This window comes from Altericroceibacterium xinjiangense (genome assembly GCF_003958635.1).
GTDB classification, from domain to species: domain Bacteria; phylum Pseudomonadota; class Alphaproteobacteria; order Sphingomonadales; family Sphingomonadaceae; genus Altericroceibacterium_A; species Altericroceibacterium_A xinjiangense.
Map to the genome: position 1 here is coordinate 1 of NZ_RSEK01000010.1, position 14,995 is coordinate 14,995.

17 protein-coding genes are annotated in these 14,995 nt (G+C 62.3%); 10 read left to right on the plus strand and 7 right to left on the minus strand.

From position 1 onward, the window contains the following. A partial coding sequence (gene rpoD / locus ELY13_RS11570; protein WP_126174087.1) for an RNA polymerase sigma factor RpoD occupies positions 1-1,867 on the plus strand: 1,867 nt, incomplete at its 5' end. Between the two features lie 167 nt (positions 1,868-2,034). Continuing rightward, positions 2,035-3,507: a PAS domain-containing protein gene (locus ELY13_RS11575; RefSeq protein ID WP_277600658.1), complete on the plus strand. Its 1,473-nt coding sequence runs from the start codon at positions 2,035-2,037 to the stop codon at positions 3,505-3,507. 57 nt (positions 3,508-3,564) lie between these two features. Here the strand turns inward: ELY13_RS11575 and ELY13_RS11580 are convergent, their stop codons facing one another. Beyond that, a complete protein-coding gene (locus tag ELY13_RS11580; RefSeq protein WP_126174089.1) occupies positions 3,565-3,975 on the minus strand; it encodes a nuclear transport factor 2 family protein in 411 nt (136 codons plus the stop codon). Positions 3,976-4,189: 214 nt separating this feature from the next. Between ELY13_RS11580 and rpiB the strand changes: the two genes are divergently transcribed. From rpiB to ELY13_RS11620, 8 genes are all read left to right on the plus strand, one after another. Further along, positions 4,190-4,636, plus strand: coding sequence for a ribose 5-phosphate isomerase B (gene rpiB / locus ELY13_RS11585; protein ID WP_126174090.1), 447 nt, complete (start codon positions 4,190-4,192; stop codon positions 4,634-4,636). Continuing rightward, positions 4,637-5,965 (plus strand): serine hydroxymethyltransferase, encoded by a 1,329-nt coding sequence (gene glyA / locus ELY13_RS11590; RefSeq protein WP_277600656.1) that lies wholly within the window; start codon positions 4,637-4,639, stop codon positions 5,963-5,965. 3 nt (positions 5,966-5,968) lie between these two features. Beyond that, complete coding sequence (locus ELY13_RS11595) at positions 5,969-6,175, plus strand: hypothetical protein (protein WP_126174091.1); 207 nt, start codon at positions 5,969-5,971, stop codon at positions 6,173-6,175. A gap of 3 nt (positions 6,176-6,178) precedes the next feature. Continuing rightward, positions 6,179-6,655 carry a transcriptional regulator NrdR gene (gene nrdR, locus ELY13_RS11600; RefSeq protein WP_126174092.1) on the plus strand — a complete coding sequence of 159 codons (477 nt, stop codon included), beginning with the start codon at positions 6,179-6,181 and terminating at the stop codon, positions 6,653-6,655. Continuing rightward, positions 6,639-7,367 (plus strand): RNA methyltransferase, encoded by a 729-nt coding sequence (locus tag ELY13_RS11605; protein WP_126174093.1) that lies wholly within the window; start codon positions 6,639-6,641, stop codon positions 7,365-7,367. The genes nrdR and ELY13_RS11605 overlap by 17 nt, the downstream gene beginning before the upstream one ends. A gap of 109 nt (positions 7,368-7,476) precedes the next feature. Continuing rightward, positions 7,477-7,740, plus strand: a complete 264-nt coding sequence (locus ELY13_RS11610) for a hypothetical protein (RefSeq protein ID WP_126174094.1) — start codon at positions 7,477-7,479, stop codon at positions 7,738-7,740. Between the two features lie 174 nt (positions 7,741-7,914). Then, on the plus strand, positions 7,915-8,529 hold the full coding sequence (gene rpsD / locus ELY13_RS11615) for a 30S ribosomal protein S4 (RefSeq protein WP_126174095.1): 615 nt from the start codon (positions 7,915-7,917) through the stop codon (positions 8,527-8,529). A 133-nt stretch (positions 8,530-8,662) separates the two neighbouring features. Then, positions 8,663-8,827, plus strand: a complete 165-nt coding sequence (locus tag ELY13_RS11620; protein ID WP_241233671.1) for a hypothetical protein — start codon at positions 8,663-8,665, stop codon at positions 8,825-8,827. Here the strand turns inward: ELY13_RS11620 and tgt are convergent. The 6 genes from tgt to ELY13_RS11650 all read right to left on the minus strand — a co-directional run bounded on the left by tgt (position 8,812) and on the right by ELY13_RS11650 (position 14,902). Continuing rightward, positions 8,812-9,936 carry a tRNA guanosine(34) transglycosylase Tgt gene (tgt, locus tag ELY13_RS11625; RefSeq protein ID WP_126174097.1) on the minus strand — a complete coding sequence of 375 codons (1,125 nt, stop codon included), beginning with the start codon at positions 9,934-9,936 and terminating at the stop codon, positions 8,812-8,814. The two genes, ELY13_RS11620 and tgt, sit on opposite strands and share 16 nt — an antisense overlap. Before the next feature lie 3 nt (positions 9,937-9,939). Then, positions 9,940-10,872: a DUF481 domain-containing protein gene (locus ELY13_RS11630; protein ID WP_241233672.1), complete on the minus strand. Its 933-nt coding sequence runs from the start codon at positions 10,870-10,872 to the stop codon at positions 9,940-9,942. Between the two features lie 240 nt (positions 10,873-11,112). After that, positions 11,113-11,877 carry an ABC transporter permease gene (locus ELY13_RS11635; protein WP_126174098.1) on the minus strand — a complete coding sequence of 255 codons (765 nt, stop codon included), beginning with the start codon at positions 11,875-11,877 and terminating at the stop codon, positions 11,113-11,115. Continuing rightward, on the minus strand, positions 11,874-12,818 hold the full coding sequence (locus ELY13_RS11640) for an ABC transporter ATP-binding protein (protein ID WP_241233673.1): 945 nt from the start codon (positions 12,816-12,818) through the stop codon (positions 11,874-11,876). Before ELY13_RS11640 ends, ELY13_RS11635 begins: the two co-directional genes overlap by 4 nt. Positions 12,819-13,120: 302 nt before the next feature. Beyond that, positions 13,121-14,149 (minus strand): tRNA preQ1(34) S-adenosylmethionine ribosyltransferase-isomerase QueA, encoded by a 1,029-nt coding sequence (queA, locus tag ELY13_RS11645; protein ID WP_126174100.1) that lies wholly within the window; start codon positions 14,147-14,149, stop codon positions 13,121-13,123. A 54-nt stretch (positions 14,150-14,203) separates the two neighbouring features. Next, entirely contained in the window at positions 14,204-14,902 is a 699-nt protein-coding gene (locus ELY13_RS11650; protein WP_126174101.1) for a peptidylprolyl isomerase, read from the minus strand. Positions 14,903-14,995: the final 93 nt, after the last annotated feature.

Consider the following 14,995-nt stretch of genomic DNA (forward strand, 5'->3'; position numbering starts at 1 on the left):
CGACCAGATCGAAGACGTGATGTCCGCGATCTCGGAAATGGGCGTCAACATCGTCGAAAACGATGACGACGCACAGGAGGAAGACGATTCCGACGACGACGAATCGGACGTCGAGGAAATCAGCTCTTCGGAAGCGGAAGCCAGCGAACCGAAGCAGAACGTTCCTGAAAAGCCGCGCAAGGAAAGCACCGACCGGACGGATGACCCGGTCCGGATGTACTTGCGCGAAATGGGCGCGGTCGAACTGCTCAGCCGCGAGGGCGAAATCGCCATCGCCAAGCGGATCGAGGCCGGTCGCGACACGATGATCATGGGCTTGTGCGAAAGCCCGATCACCTTCCACGCCATCATCATGTGGTCCGAGGCACTCAACAACGGCGAGATGCAGCTGCGCGAGATCGTCGATCTCGATGCGATGCTCTCAAAAGAGCCGCCCGTCGACAAGATGGAAGAAGACGGCGACGACGACGGCGAGATCAGCGAGGAAACCGCCGGCCCCTCCTACAAGGAGGACGAAGACGTCGAGGACGAGGACGATTCCGAAGACGCGGAAGGCGAAGGCAATGGCCGCCGCCGCGAGGAGGAGGACGAGGAGGACAACACCCTCAGCCTTGCCCAGATGGAAGCGGCGCTGAAGCCCGAAGCGCTGGAAAAGTTCGCCCGGATCACCGACTTGTTCAAGAAGTTCGAGAAGATCCAAGCGGAGCGCGTGGATGTTCTCGGCCGGGGCGACGACTTCCCTGCCGCCAAGGAAAAGAAGTACGAAGACCTGCGTGAGCAGCTGACGGCCGAGGTCGAAAGCGTGCAGTTCCACGCGACCAAGATCGAGTACCTGGTCGACAATCTCTACGCCTTCAATCGGCGCCTGACCGCTCTTGGCGGCCAGCTGCTGCGCTTGGCGGAGCGGCACAAGGTCAAGCGCGCGGACTTCCTGCAGCAGTACGTCGGAAATGAGCTGGACGAAGCATGGCTCCAGCAGATGGCGAAGAAGGACAAGAAGTGGACCGCGTTCGCCGCGAATGAAGCTGACGCGGTCGAGCGTATCCGGGCCGAGATCGCCGACATCGCTGCCGCGACGGGTATGAGCCTGACGGAGTTCCGCCGGATCGTGAACATGGTCCAGAAGGCGGAGCGCGAGGCGCGCATTGCCAAGAAGGAAATGGTCGAGGCGAACCTGCGCCTGGTGATCTCGATCGCCAAAAAGTACACTAACCGCGGATTGCAGTTCCTGGACCTCATCCAGGAAGGGAACATCGGCCTGATGAAAGCGGTCGATAAGTTCGAGTACCGCCGCGGCTACAAGTTCAGCACGTATGCGACCTGGTGGATCCGGCAGGCGATCACTCGCTCGATCGCCGATCAGGCGCGTACGATCCGCATCCCGGTCCACATGATCGAGACGATCAACAAGCTGGTCCGCACCAGCCGCCAGTTCCTTCATGAACAAGGCCGGGAGCCGACGCCGGAGGAAATGGCCGAGCGGCTTTCCATGCCGCTGGAGAAGGTTCGCAAGGTGATGAAGATCGCCAAGGAGCCGATCAGCCTCGAAACGCCGATCGGGGACGAAGAGGATTCGCATCTCGGCGACTTCATCGAGGACAAGAACGCGATCATCCCGGTCGATGCCGCGATCCAGGCCAATCTCAAGGAAACGGTCACGCGTGTCCTTGCCAGCCTGACCCCGCGAGAGGAACGGGTACTGCGCATGCGATTTGGCATCGGCATGAACACCGATCACACGCTGGAAGAAGTCGGGCAGCAGTTCTCCGTCACCCGCGAACGTATCCGCCAGATCGAAGCCAAGGCGCTCCGGAAGCTGAAGCATCCGAGCCGTTCGCGGAAAATGCGCAGCTTCCTGGATCAGTAACAGGGCTCCTGCCGAAGCGGCTGTTTCTAGGCATCCCAGCCGGGCGAACACCCCGGCTGGTGTTTCTGCCTGCGGAACCTTGGTAGGCACTGATCGGTTCAGCAAGTGGGGCACATGCGGCCTGTGCCTACGAGCAGGAGCTGCCCATCCCGATCGATTTCAAAACACTGTGCGCAAGTTCGCCTAATCCGTACGTCGTTCTCGACCGGGATTTCTCGATCGTCTGGATGAACGATGCCTACCTTCGTGCGACGATGAGCAGGCGGCATGAAATCATCGGACAACCCTTATTTGAAGCTTTCCCCAGCGACCCCGCTTCCGAAAGCTATCAGATGCTCCAGCGCTCGCTCTGCAATGTTCTGGTAAGCGGCAACTCGGAGGAGCTGGCCCTGATCCGGTACGATATCCGCAACCCGGACGGCAGTATGGATGTGCGCTACTGGAGCGCGACCAGCTCGCCTCTGAAGGACACCGCAGGGCAAGTCGAGTACATCCTGCAGCACACGGTGGATGTCACCGAGCTGCACGGTTTGCGCCGCTTGCGGGATGAGATGGGTTTGGTGAAACGTGCCAGCGCGGTCCAGGCCCGTAACCGCGACCTCACCCTGGAAAGCAAGCGGTTAAAAAGCCTGTTCGAGCAGGCGCCCGGCTTTGTTGCGATCCTCAGCGGTCAGGAATACCGGTTCGTACTGGCGAACGCCGCCTACCGTCAGCTCGTCGGTCGACGGGACGTCGAGGGGCAGCAGGTGGCCGAGGCGCTGCCCGAAGTCGTAGCTCAGGGTTTCATCGAACTGCTGGACGACGTCTACCGCAGTGGCGCTCCCTACGTGGGCCGCCGACAGCCGATCTTGCTGCGCAACGAAGCTCGGGACAGGACGGAAGAACGGTTCGTCGATTTCATCTTCCAGCCGATCTCCGACGACGAGGGGCAGATCACCGGAATCTTCGTGTTAGGGCACGACGTAACGGATGAAGCAGAAGCCGCCGAGCGCCAGAAGCTGCTGATCCACGAGCTCAATCATCGGGTAAAGAACACGCTCGCGATCGTGCAGGGTCTCGCGGCCCAGTCGTTCGGGCGCGTGGAAAATTCCCATGAGGCCCGGCAGACCTTCGATGCGCGGCTGAACGCTCTCGCGGCAGCCCACAGCTTGCTCACCTCGCACAACTGGAAAGCCGCTTACTTGCACGAGACGGTCAGGAATTCGATCGAGGCAACGGCGGGATCGGACGTTTCGCGTTTCCACTTGTCTGGTCCCGATTTTTCGCTCGATCCGCAGACGGCGGTGTCCCTCGCCATGATCGTGCACGAACTCGCCACCAATGCGATCAAGTATGGCGCGTTGTCGCAGTCGCAATCGTTGGGGGCGGAAGGACGGATCGTCGTCAGCTGGAGACTGGCGAGCGGGGGCGAAAGCGACTTGCTGACAATCGACTGGATCGAGCGTGGCGGGCCGCGGGTGACCGAGCCCACGCGCCGTGGCTTCGGGACGAGGTTGATCCACCGGGGCCTGGGTTCAGGTAAGGACAGCAAGGTGGTGATGGAATTCGATCCTGAAGGCCTGCATTGCCGGATTGTGGCGCGGGTGCCGCGCGCCGGCCATGGAAGTCTCTCGGAAACCGGCGCCGACCTTTCAGGATAAACCGGTCGTTGGCGTCGCTCGCGAAGAGATGCTCATTGGGGCAAGCGCCCTCTCCATTCAACTCGCTGCTGGAACCCAGACTGCGCCCTTGATGTGGTGGATCAGGCCCTGCTCATTCAGCAGGTACAGGATGAGGAACTCGACATCCACCGTAGCGCCTTTGGGTACTGTGCTCATGCCCTGGTAGCCCTTCTGCGCCAAAACATCGGGGCTGAGGTCCTTCAGTCCGGTGAAGCGGATCACCACGTTGGCGACGAACCCGTCTTGTCCGGGATAAAACCCCCGGAACAGGACTTCCTCCCTGCAATATTCGTGGAAGAAGCGATAGAACTCGCGGAACGCTGGCTTGCCCTCCACTCGGAAGCCGGCGTTCTCCAGCGCGAAATCGTCGGCGAAGAACGTTTCCAGCGTCGCGTAGTCGCGCGCGTTGAAGGCTTCGACGTAACGGTGATAGTCTGCTTCAGTCATCCCTCCAGCCTATGGGGGAACTGGCCGGGGTTCAATACCCGGGGGTGATCAGGCGAGGTCACGCAAGCGGGGACGATCTTTCCTTTCCTCCACGGGAAAGGAAATTTCGTTACGTTGAGCCGTGCAGCCGCTTCGCGCGGATGGGGTTGGCATCGCCGCATCCATGCGCCTAAGGGCAGTCGAACGAGAAACTCCAAGCAGAAAAGACGCAGCCATGCGCATCGCCATTGCTTCCGATCATGCGGCCTTCACCATGAAGGCCGAGCTTGTCCGCTGGCTGTCCGATCTTGGCCACGAGGTCGACGATCTCGGCCCGGGGGGCGAAGATTCGGTCGATTATCCCGACTACGGGTACAAGCTGGCCGACCACCTCACCGCCGGACGTGCTGAGCGCGGGATTGCCCTCTGCGGTAGCGGGATTGGGATTTCGATCGCCGTCAACCGCAGTCCGGGCGTGCGCTGCGCCTTGGTGTCGGAACCGCTTTCGGCGCAGCTCTGCCGTGAGCACAATGATGCCAACGCCCTCGCTCTCGGGGCGCGAATGATTGGCCTAGAAATGGCCAAGGCCTGCGTTACCGCTTTTCTCGAAACCCCTTTCGGCGGCCAGCGCCATGCTCGCCGGGTCGAAAAACTCTCTCGCATTCACCAGGAGGCCCGCTAGATGGCCGAGACGACCCCGACGATGCCGACTGCCCTGCCCCACGGCGACGTAACGAACCGCTTCTGGCACGATGGACTGGAACAGGCGGATCCCGAAGTGTTCGCAGCCGTTCGCGGTGAGCTGGCGCGGCAGCGCAGCCGTATCGAGCTTATTGCGAGCGAGAACATCGCCAGCAAAGCTGTGCTGGAAGCGACCGGTTCGATTTTTACCAACAAGTACGCCGAAGGTTACCCCGGGCGCCGCTACTACGGCGGCTGCGAGTACGCGGACGTCGTCGAAAATCTTGCGATCGAGCGAGCGAAGCAGCTGTTCGGCTGCAACTTCGCCAACGTGCAGCCGAATTCCGGCAGCCAGATGAACCAGGCCGTGTTCCTGGCGCTGTTGCAGCCCGGCGACACCTTCATGGGCTTGGATTTGTCAGCCGGCGGACACCTTACGCATGGGTCTCCCGTGAACATGAGCGGCAAGTGGTTTAACGCGGTAAGCTATGGGGTGCGGCGGGAAGACCAGCTGCTCGATATGGAGCAGGTCGCCCGCCTCGCGCACGAGCACAAACCGAAGCTGATCATCGCCGGCGCCACCGCGTACCCGCGCCAATGGGACTTCGCAGCGTTCCGCCAGATCGCCGACGAAGTCGGGGCCTGGCTTCTCGTGGACATGTCGCATTTCTCGGGGCTGGTGGCAGGCGGTGTGCACCCCGCCCCCTTCCCCCATGCTCATGTTGCCACCAGCACGACCCACAAGAGCCTGCGCGGACCGCGGTCCGGCATCATTCTTACCGACGACGAAGCGTTGGCGAAGAAGTTCAATTCGGCGGTTTTCCCCGGGATGCAGGGCGGCCCCCTGGTGCACGTGATCGCGGCGAAGGCCGTCGCTCTGGCAGAAGCGCTGCGACCAGAGTTCAAGGTTTATGCGCAATCCGTAGTGGAGAACGCCAAGGCTCTCGCTGCCAGTTTACAGGAACATGGCGTCGGCATCGTCTCCGGCGGCACGGACAACCACTTGATGCTGGCCGACCTTTCGTCCCGCCAGGTAACTGGCAAGGCCGCAGAGAAGGCGCTCGAGCGGGCGTACCTGACCTGCAACAAAAACGCGGTCCCCTTCGACGCCTTGCCGCCGGCGCAGACGTCCGGGATCCGGCTTGGTACTCCCGCCGGGACGACACGGGGTTTCGGCCCCGCGGAGTTCCGCAAGGTGGGGCAGCTGATCGCCGAAGTGATAGAAGGCCTGCACCGGAACGGAGAGCAAGGCGATGCTCAGGTGGAACAGAGCGTACGCCGGCGCGTCTCCGAACTGTGTGAAGAGTTTCCAGTCTACCCGGGGAGATAAGCAATGAAGAAGAGCTCTGATCTGATCACCGAAGCCCGCCAGGAAGTAACCGGCATGGCCAAGGGCGGAATGAAGCATCCCTCGACCAAGCCCGTGCTGGCAGGCGCGGCGATTGGGGCGCTGGCAGGCGGCCTGCTGCCTATCGTCAGCTGGCCCATCGGTCTCGTTGCAGGCGCAGGCTATGCGCTCTACAACCGGATCAATCGCTGACGAATGCGCTGCCCGTTTTGTGCGCATGAGGACAGCCAGGTAAAGGATTCCCGGCCTACCGAAGACAGCGCCGCGATCCGCCGTCGCCGCCAATGCGAAAGCTGCGGCGCGCGATTTACCACGTTCGAGCGCGTGCAACTCCGCGAAGTCACCGTGATCAAGAGCGGCGGGAAACGCGATCCATTTAATCGTGCAAAACTCGACCAGTCGGTCGCGCTCGCCTGTCGCAAGCGCGGCATCGCGCAGGAACGACTGGACCAGCTCGTCTCAGGCATCCAGCGGCGAGTCGAGACATTGGGCGAAAGCGAAATATCCTCTGCGATGATCGGGGAAATGGTCATGGACGGGCTGCGCCAGCTCGACAGTGTAGCGTATATCCGTTTTGCCAGCGTCTATCGCGATTTCGCGGAACCCAAGGATTTTGAGGATTTCGCGAGCGCAATACAGGAAGCGGGCGGACGGAATGCCGACAAAGCCTGATAACCCGGCAATTGTGCTGGTTCGCCCGCAACTTGGCGAGAACATCGGCAAGACAGCGCGCGCGATGCTCAACTTCGGGCTGACCGAATTGCGCCTCGTTCATCCTCGCGATGGCTGGCCCAATCCCGAAGCGGGTCCGGCAGCCGCAGGGGCGGACACCGTGCTTGAGCAGGCGCAAGTGTTCGAAACCGTGGCGGATGCCGTCGCGGATTGCCGCCATGTCTATGCAACCACGGTGCGCAAGCGCGGCGTCACCAAGCCTGTCTACACACCGGAGGAAGCCGCGCGCGAGATAGCGGGCGGTCAGGGGCGTACCGCCATCCTGTTCGGGCCCGAACGCTCCGGACTGGAAACCGATGATGTGGCTCTGGCCCGGGCGATCGTCACCGTTCCGATCAATCCTGAATTCGGATCCCTCAATCTCGCTCAGGCAGTTATTCTCTGCGCCTACGAATGGTCGAAACACCGCGAGCTTGCACAGCCGACCGCTGAGCAAGAGCTTCCGCCTGCTCCCCAGGAAGAACTCGACCGCCTCATCGGCCACTTCGAGCAGATGCTCGAGCCCAAAGGGTACTTCCTGCCAGAATCCCGAGCTGCATCGACGCGGCGCACGTTGCGGTCCATGCTGACCAAGCCCGGCTGGAATCACTTGGAAGTCCGCACAATGCGCGGGGTGCTTTCCACGCTTGAGAGGGCGTCCAGAAAAGATTGAGTGTTCGGCAGCCCGCCACCCTCCGTGGCGGGACCGCTCGCTTCACCTTGACTTTTCCTCCCGCGAGGGTGTTGATGGCGAACTGGTCTCAACTGAAAGGATCGCGGCCATGAAGACCTATTGGTTAGCGGGATTACTCGTTGTCAGCTCGGCTTCTGGAGCCGTAGCAGCCCCGCCAGAAGAAAAGTCGCCCGCCGACAAGAGCGCCAAGATCTGCAAGGTTGAGGAGACTATCGGATCGCGCCTCGCAAAAAGGCGGATTTGCCGCACGGCGGAGGAGTGGAAGGCGGTGGCGGAAGAGGCGAAGCGGGCCAACGACGAGGTTTCGCAACGGGGTATGACAAGCGGTTCACGGTTCGGCACTGGCGGCTGAAACCTCCGAGTTGACTTTCAGACACTGAGCGGCCATGTGCGCCGCTCGCGATTGGCTCCGCATCCCGGTGAAGCGGTGGCCGCGACGAACATCAGGTTCGTCGGTGCGATACCGGGTTACATGCGCCAAAGCCTTGGATTGTCCACGGCGGCGCCAGCAAATTGGAGACGACTCATGTCGAAGCGCAACAGCGCCAAGCACAAACTCGACCGGCGGATGGGTGAAAACATCTGGGGTCGCCCGAACAGCCCCGTAAACCGCCGCTCCTACGGCCCTGGCCAGCACGGTCAGCGCCGCAAGGGGAAAATGAGCGACTACGGCATCCAGCTTCGCGCCAAGCAGAAGCTGAAGGGCTACTACGGCGACGTGACGGAAAAGCAGTTCAAGCGCACCTATCAGGAAGCGTCGCGCATGAAGGGCGATACCGGTCAGAACCTGATCGGTCTGCTGGAACAGCGGCTGGACATGGTGGTCTATCGCGCGAAGTTCGCCCCGACCATCTGGTCCGCGCGTCAGATCGTCAGCCATGGTCATATTCGCGTGAACGGCGTGACCTGCAACATCGCATCGCGCCGCGTCAGCGTGGGCGACGTGATCAGCCTCGGTAACAAGGCGAAGGAAATGGCGCTGGTGATCGAAGCGCAAAGCCTACCCGAGCGTGATATCCCCGATTACGTCACTCCGGACGGTACCGACAAGGTAACCCTGACCCGCGTTCCGACGCTGGACGAAGTGCCTTACCCGGTGACGATGGAACCGAACCTCGTGGTCGAATTCTACTCACGCTGATAATCTTTTCACGGTTTTTGGAAGGGCGGCCCATCGTGGCCGCCCTTTTTATTTAATCACCGTCAACTGCGTACTCGCGGAAACCCAAGATGATCTTGGGCGTTTCATAAGTATCATGAAAAGATTTCGTTTTGTGACCCCCCATCGGGTCGGCAAATGGTATGACGACGTGCGGCAGGCGCAACGCTTCGCCAATGCGATCGGTGCAGGTTTCTTGGACAGCCGGACCGGCCGTTTCGTAGCCTATCCGGGCACTGAGCTCGAAACCGCGGAAATGGCCGATCAGGCTGCCATGTAACTGCGCCGGAAGTCGCTGGCGAAAAGTGCAAGGCGTCCTTCTGCGATGGCGTGCCGCAATCCTTTCATCAGCTGCTGATAGAAGTGCAGGTTGTGTTCGGTCATCAGCATCGCGCCGAGCATCTCGTGGGCTTTGACGAGGTGGTGCAGGTAGGCCCGGCTATAGCTGCTGCAGGCCGGACAGGAGCATCGCTCATCCAGCGGGGACGCATCTTCCGCGAAGCGCGCATTTCTGAGGTTAAGCGGGCCATTCCAGGTGAACGCTTGCCCGTTACGGCCTGACCGCGTCGGCAGCACGCAATCGAACATGTCGACACCGCGCTCTACCGCGCCGACTATATCATCTGGCTTTCCCACCCCCATCAGGTAGCGCGGCTTGTCCGTCGGAAGCTGGTTCGGGGCAAAGTCGAGCGTGGCGAACATCGCCTCCTGCCCCTCACCCACCGCAAGCCCGCCGATCGCATATCCGTCAAAGCCGATTGCGGTCAGAGCCTCCGCGCTTTGCCGTCTCAGTTCTTCGTCCAGCGCGCCTTGCTGGATCCCGAATAGCGCGGATCGGCTTGCGTGCTCCACTCCGGTGTCGAACGCATCCCGGCTGCGGCGGGCCCACCGCATCGACAGCTCCATCGAGGATGCGATCACCTCCCGTCCCTGGTCGGCGCGGGGGCATTCGTCGAACGCCATTACAATGTCAGACCCGAGCTTCCGCTGGATCTCCATCGATCGCTCTGGGGTCAGCATGTGCTTCGAGCCGTCTATGTGGCTGCGGAATTCGACGCCGTCCTCGGTCAGCTTTCGCAGGGCGGCGAGGCTCATAACCTGATATCCGCCGCTGTCCGTCAGGATCGGGCGCGGCCAGTTCATGAACCGGTGAAGCCCGCCCAGCCTTTCCACTCGCTCCGCGCCAGGGCGAAGCATCAAGTGATAGGTGTTGCCAAGGATGATGTCCGCCCCTGTTGCCCGCACGCTTTCCGGCTTCATCGCCTTGACTGTAGCGGCCGTGCCCACAGGCATGAACGCTGGTGTGCGGATTTCCCCGCGTTCCATGGCTATCGTGCCGGTCCGGGCTTCGCCGTCGGTGGCGTGGATCGTGAATGCAAAACGGGTCATCGGTCAGAAGTCGTATACCAGAGTGAAGCGAGTCAAGGTGTCGGTCGTGACCGCGCCGGCAGGCGGATCGCTGTCGTAATCGAACGTATAGGAGACCCGCGCTTTCAAGTCGTTACCGATGCCAGTTTCCAAACCTGTCGTGGACAGGACGCTCGTGTTGCCTTGTTCGATCACGAGGTTGGCATCCTCCGTTAAGGAGATGCGCGGAGTCACCTGCCAATCCAGGTCGAGCGCGGCCAAGCCTGCGAGATGATTGTCTTCGGGCCCGGTAAGGAAGTCCGTTCGCCGCCAGGTCGGACCTGTCTTGATCGACAGCGCAAGGTCTTCCCTGTCCAGCACTCGGCCACCGATCCCCGCCGAGAGGGCGTAGCGCGAGGAAAATCCCTGAACCGGGTCGCTTTCGAACTGGCCAAGCCCAAACACGAACAACGCGGGGCTAATCTTGTAGCGCGGCTCATAGGCGAACAGATACTGTTCTCGCGTGACCTGTCCGCTGCTGCTTTGGTAATCCACGGCACCGCTCAGCTTGTGAGTCCAGGTCAGCCCTTCCCGCGCGAGCGCGAGCGAGGCACTGATGCCGGCCGTCGGGCTGTTGCCGGAGGATTGGAAAGCACCGATCTGCCCCTTGCCTCCCCAGTTCTCCAGTAAGCTCGCCTGGCGGATATCGGCTTTCTCACGTTCCTCCTGGACGCGAGCGAGACGGGCTTGTCGATCGAGAAACCCGCGGTGGAGGACGGCAATCTCCTTTAGCCCGTCGGGGTTGGTTTGCTCCGCGATTTCAACCACAGTCGTGACCTTCGCGGGATCACCTGTAGCGATCGCGGCTTCGATCATCGCCCTGACGGGGTCGGGCAGTTCTGCATGGGCTCGCAGTGGCAGCATGGCCAGCGCAAACAGCACCATACCGGAACGGGTGACAATCAGAGCAGGCTTCATTCGCCGCTCTCGCTAGCGCCTCCGCCGCACAATCGCCACTGCAAAAAAGGAATGCTACTTCAACGGCGTGCCCAGGTCGCGGCCGATCTCCCGCAGCATCCTCGGGCGTTCGGCCGCACCTCCAGTGTAATGGTCGAGGCCCGCAAACTCCATGTGCTCGACCGAGTTTCCAGCCTCGCCCACCCCCTTACTGCCTCCAATTCACTTCGCTCTCAGCAAGTGCTGCGAAGGAAGGCAGTTTCAATCCCGGAGCCGCCAGCCGGTCCGGAAGATGAAGGTGATGATCCCCACGCAGACGGCCAGGAACCCCAGCGTCATGCCGAACGAGAGCCAGATGTTCACATCCGACGTTCCGCTAAAAGTCCAGCGCAAGCCATTGACGAGATAGACAATTGGGTTCGCCAGCGCGATCGCCCGCCACGGCTGGCCCAGCATGTCGATCGAATAGAACGTTCCGCCAAGGAACGTCAGCGGAGTGAGGATCAGCAGCGGCACGATCTGCAGCCGCTCAAAACCGTCGGCCCAGATGCCGAGGATGAACCCGAAGAGCGAAAACGCCGCCGAGACCATCAGGATATACCCGATCGCCAGCACAGGGTGGACTATCGTGTAATCGACGAACAGCGTTGCCGTCGCCAGGATGATCGCGGCCAGTATCAGGGACTTGGCCGCGGCCGCTCCGACAAAGCCGATCAGGGTTTCCGGAACGCCGACCGGAGCCGACAGCAACTCGTAGATCGCACCGGTGAAGCGTGGCATGTAGATACCGAAGCTGGCGTTGGAGGTGCTTTCGGAAAGCAGCGTCAGCATCAGCAATCCGGGCACGATGAAGGCGCCGTAGGGAATGCCGTCGATCTCGTTGATCCGTCCGCCGATCGCCGCGCCGAACACGATGAAGTAGAGCGAGGTGGTCAGCACCGGCGCGATGATTGAGCCGAACGCGGTGCGGAACGCGCGCATCAGTTCATGCCAGAAGATGGCGTAGGCGCCGCGCCAGTTGATCACGCCGCCTTCTCCCGGTTTTTGACCAGTCCGACGAAGATTTCCTCCAGGCTGGACTGCGCGGTTTCCAGCGCGATGAAGTCTATGTCGGCGGCTACCAGCGCGCGCGTCAGGTCAGCGACTTCCCGCTTGCCCTTGCCACTGCCATCGCCGCCGCGATAGACCAGCAGGCCGCCGCCGTCCTCCAGGGCCAGCGGGAAGGACTGGAGCGCGGCCGGAAGAGCGGCGAGCGGGGTTTCCAGCGTGAAGCGCGCTTCCGTCCGGCCAAGCTGGCCCATGATGGCGCGGGTCTCATCCACCAGCAGGATCCGGCCCTTGTTGATCACTCCCACCCGGTCAGCCATTTCCTCGGCTTCCTCTATGTAGTGGGTCGTGAGTATGATGGTGGTGCCGCGGGCGCGCAGTTCGCCGATCTGCTGCCACATGTCCCGCCGCAGTTCCACGTCCACCCCGGCGCTCGGTTCATCCAGGAACAGGAGGTCGGGATCGTGGGACAGCGCCTTGGCGATCAGCACGCGGCGCTTCATTCCGCCCGAAAGCTCCCGCAGTTTGGCGTCCCGCTTGTCCCACAGGGACAGGGAGCGCAGCACGGATTCGATCCGCTGCGGATCCGGCGGGCAGCCGAACATGCCCCGCGAGTAATTGACGGTGCGGGACACGGTATCGAACATGTCCAGCGCGAGTTCCTGCGGGACGAGGCCGATCCGGCGACGCAAGGACCGCCAGCGGGTGCTGAGGTCCTGCCCGAAGGCGTGGATCGTCCCGCCGCTTGGCCGCACCAGTCCGCAGACCGCGCCGATCAGCGTGGTCTTGCCGGCCCCGTTCGGCCCGAGCAGCGCGAAGATTTCTCCCCGGCGGATCGTCAGGTCGATGTGCTCCAGCGCGGTCAGGCCGCCCTTATAGGTTTTGGACAAGCCACGGATGTCGAGAATCGGTTCGGACACGGGCGGGAGGATGGCGGGAGGCCCCGCGATTGCAAGAGGCCTGCGCCCCGCTCTTGATGCCCGGTGGGTCGAGGTTGACACACCTGACATGTCCTACATCCCGGTGTCGGCCTTGTTTGTCCCGCCACATCAAGAACTTGGGAGGCAAAGTTGACGCTTTGCGTTCCGCGAAGAAAATAAAATGTTCGTGCGTCCGGGTTGCTGAAAGTTGCGCAGGCGTTCGGGGGCACATCGGCAGGTTCGAGCATCCTGGCACTGGGCCAGACTTTGGCGGCTGTAGGAAAGCGTCCGCGCTGCATCGCTCACGGCAGCAGGAGAGACGAATCCCCGTAACTGTAGAACCGGTATTCATGCTCGATCGCATGGGCGTAGACGGCCTGCATCCGGTCCAGCCCCATGAGGGCCGAGACCAGCATGAACAAGGTGGACCGGGGCAAGTGGAAGTTGGTCATCAGCCCGTCGATGGCGCGGAAAGCGTATCCTGGGGTGATGAAGATCGACGTGTCGCCTTCGAACGGGTGGATCGTGCCGTGCTCATCCGCCGCGCTTTCCAGCAGGCGCAGGACGGTGGTGCCGACTGCTATCAACCGTCCACCTGCGCGGCGGGCGGCGTTCAGCCGGTCGGCGGTCTCGGGATCGATCCGGCCCCATTCGGCGTGCATCGTGTGCGCTTCGGTATCGTCCGCCTTCACCGGCAGGAACGTGCCTGCCCCGACATGCAGCGTCAACGTTTCGCGTGCGATTCCAACATCCTGCAGCCGGTTGAGCAGATCGGGTGTGAAGTGCAGCGCGGCCGTGGGCGCTGCCACCGCGCCATCCTTTTCCGCGAAGATCGTCTGGTAATCGGACCGGTCCTGATCGTCCGTGTCGCGCTTGCGGGCGATGTAGGGCGGCAAAGGCATACGTCCTGCGCGCTCCAGCAGCACTTCGACCGGTTCATCCCCTTCGAAGCAAAGCGTCCAGCTGCCGTCCGGGTGCCGCGTTTCCGCGAGTGCGCTGACGCCAGCCGGAAAATCGATCCGGTCCCCATCCCGCAGGCGCTTGGCGTTGCGGACGAAGGCCTGCCAGCGGCGCAGGTCGATCCGCTTGTGGAGCGTCGTGCCGATCCGCGCGTCCCCTCGCTGCCCTTCCAGCTGAGCGGGGATCACACGGGTATCGTTGAACACCAGCACGTCCTGCGGACGGAGCAGATCCGGCAGGTCGCGCACCTGGCGATCAGCGAGGGGCGTGTCCCCTTGGGCCACCAGCAGGCGCGCCGCATCGCGCGGCCGCACGGGGCGCAGGGCGATCCTTTCCGGCAGAAGATCGAAATCGAACAGGTCGACACGCATGATGCGCCGCTAGGTCAACGGGCCGCGTTCGACAAGCTCAGGCCTCAACGAACCTTACTGGCTGAGCGAGTTGCTCAGTTCGTCTGCCGTCACTTCCGCGGCTTGCGGAGCGGCGGGCGCGGGAAGGACCTGCGGCTTGTTGTCGGACGCAATCGAGGCCTGGAGGATGCGGGTCGGGTTAGTGGGCGGCTCGCCCCGCTCGATCGCGTCGACTGCATTCATCCCGCCGATCACGCGGCCGAAGTTGGTGTACTTCCGGTCCAGCGTGAAACGTGGATAGAACACGATGAAGAACTGGCTGTTGCCGCTGTCCTCGCTCGCCGCGCGGGCCATCGACACCGTGCCGCGCACGTGCGGCATCGGGTTGAATTCGGCCTTGAGGTCGGGAAGCGGCGATCCGCCCTCCCCCGTGCCGGTCGGATCGCCGGTCTGCGCCATGAAACCGTCGATCACGCGGTGAAACACGATCCCGTCATAGAAGCCCTGCCGGGCCAGTGTCTTGATCCGTTCGACATGACCCGGTGCCCAATCGGGCATCAGGCGGATCGCGACGCGCTGTCCGTTCGACAGATCGAGGTACAGGATATTCTCGAGATCCTGCGTGGCATCGAAGTTCACCGCCGCCCGCATCCGGGCCGGCTGGGTGGAGACATCCTGCGCAGGCGCGGGAGTCTGCGCCTCCTGTGCGGAAGCGACGTTCGGCGAGACGGCGAACAGGAAGGGCAGCAGCGCGAGCGCCAGGCGTTTCGACATATAAAGAACGGTCCTGTGGAACTTTGCAGCCGCGCGTTACCGGCCGGGCGCTGACGGTGCAATGAACGAATATGGGCCGGGGCGACGTTCCAT

Bases quoted from the DNA above. Each gene is read 5' to 3' on its own strand.
- ELY13_RS11650 (WP_126174101.1), bottom strand. From the start codon at position 14,902: ATGTCGAAACGCCTGGCGCTCGCGCTGCTGCCCTTCCTGTTCGCCGTC.
- ELY13_RS11610 (WP_126174094.1), top strand. From the start codon at position 7,477: ATGAAGACCTATTGGTTAGCGGGATTACTCGTTGTCAGCTCGGCTTCT.
- ELY13_RS11595 (WP_126174091.1), top strand. From the start codon at position 5,969: ATGAAGAAGAGCTCTGATCTGATCACCGAAGCCCGCCAGGAAGTAACC.
- rpiB (WP_126174090.1), top strand. From the start codon at position 4,190: ATGCGCATCGCCATTGCTTCCGATCATGCGGCCTTCACCATGAAGGCC.
- nrdR (WP_126174092.1), top strand. From the start codon at position 6,179: ATGCGCTGCCCGTTTTGTGCGCATGAGGACAGCCAGGTAAAGGATTCC.
- glyA (WP_277600656.1), top strand. From the start codon at position 4,637: ATGGCCGAGACGACCCCGACGATGCCGACTGCCCTGCCCCACGGCGAC.
- queA (WP_126174100.1), bottom strand. From the start codon at position 14,149: ATGCGTGTCGACCTGTTCGATTTCGATCTTCTGCCGGAAAGGATCGCC.
- ELY13_RS11630 (WP_241233672.1), bottom strand. From the start codon at position 10,872: ATGAAGCCTGCTCTGATTGTCACCCGTTCCGGTATGGTGCTGTTTGCG.
- tgt (WP_126174097.1), bottom strand. From the start codon at position 9,936: ATGACCCGTTTTGCATTCACGATCCACGCCACCGACGGCGAAGCCCGG.
- rpsD (WP_126174095.1), top strand. From the start codon at position 7,915: ATGTCGAAGCGCAACAGCGCCAAGCACAAACTCGACCGGCGGATGGGT.
- ELY13_RS11580 (WP_126174089.1), bottom strand. From the start codon at position 3,975: ATGACTGAAGCAGACTATCACCGTTACGTCGAAGCCTTCAACGCGCGC.
- ELY13_RS11605 (WP_126174093.1), top strand. From the start codon at position 6,639: ATGCCGACAAAGCCTGATAACCCGGCAATTGTGCTGGTTCGCCCGCAA.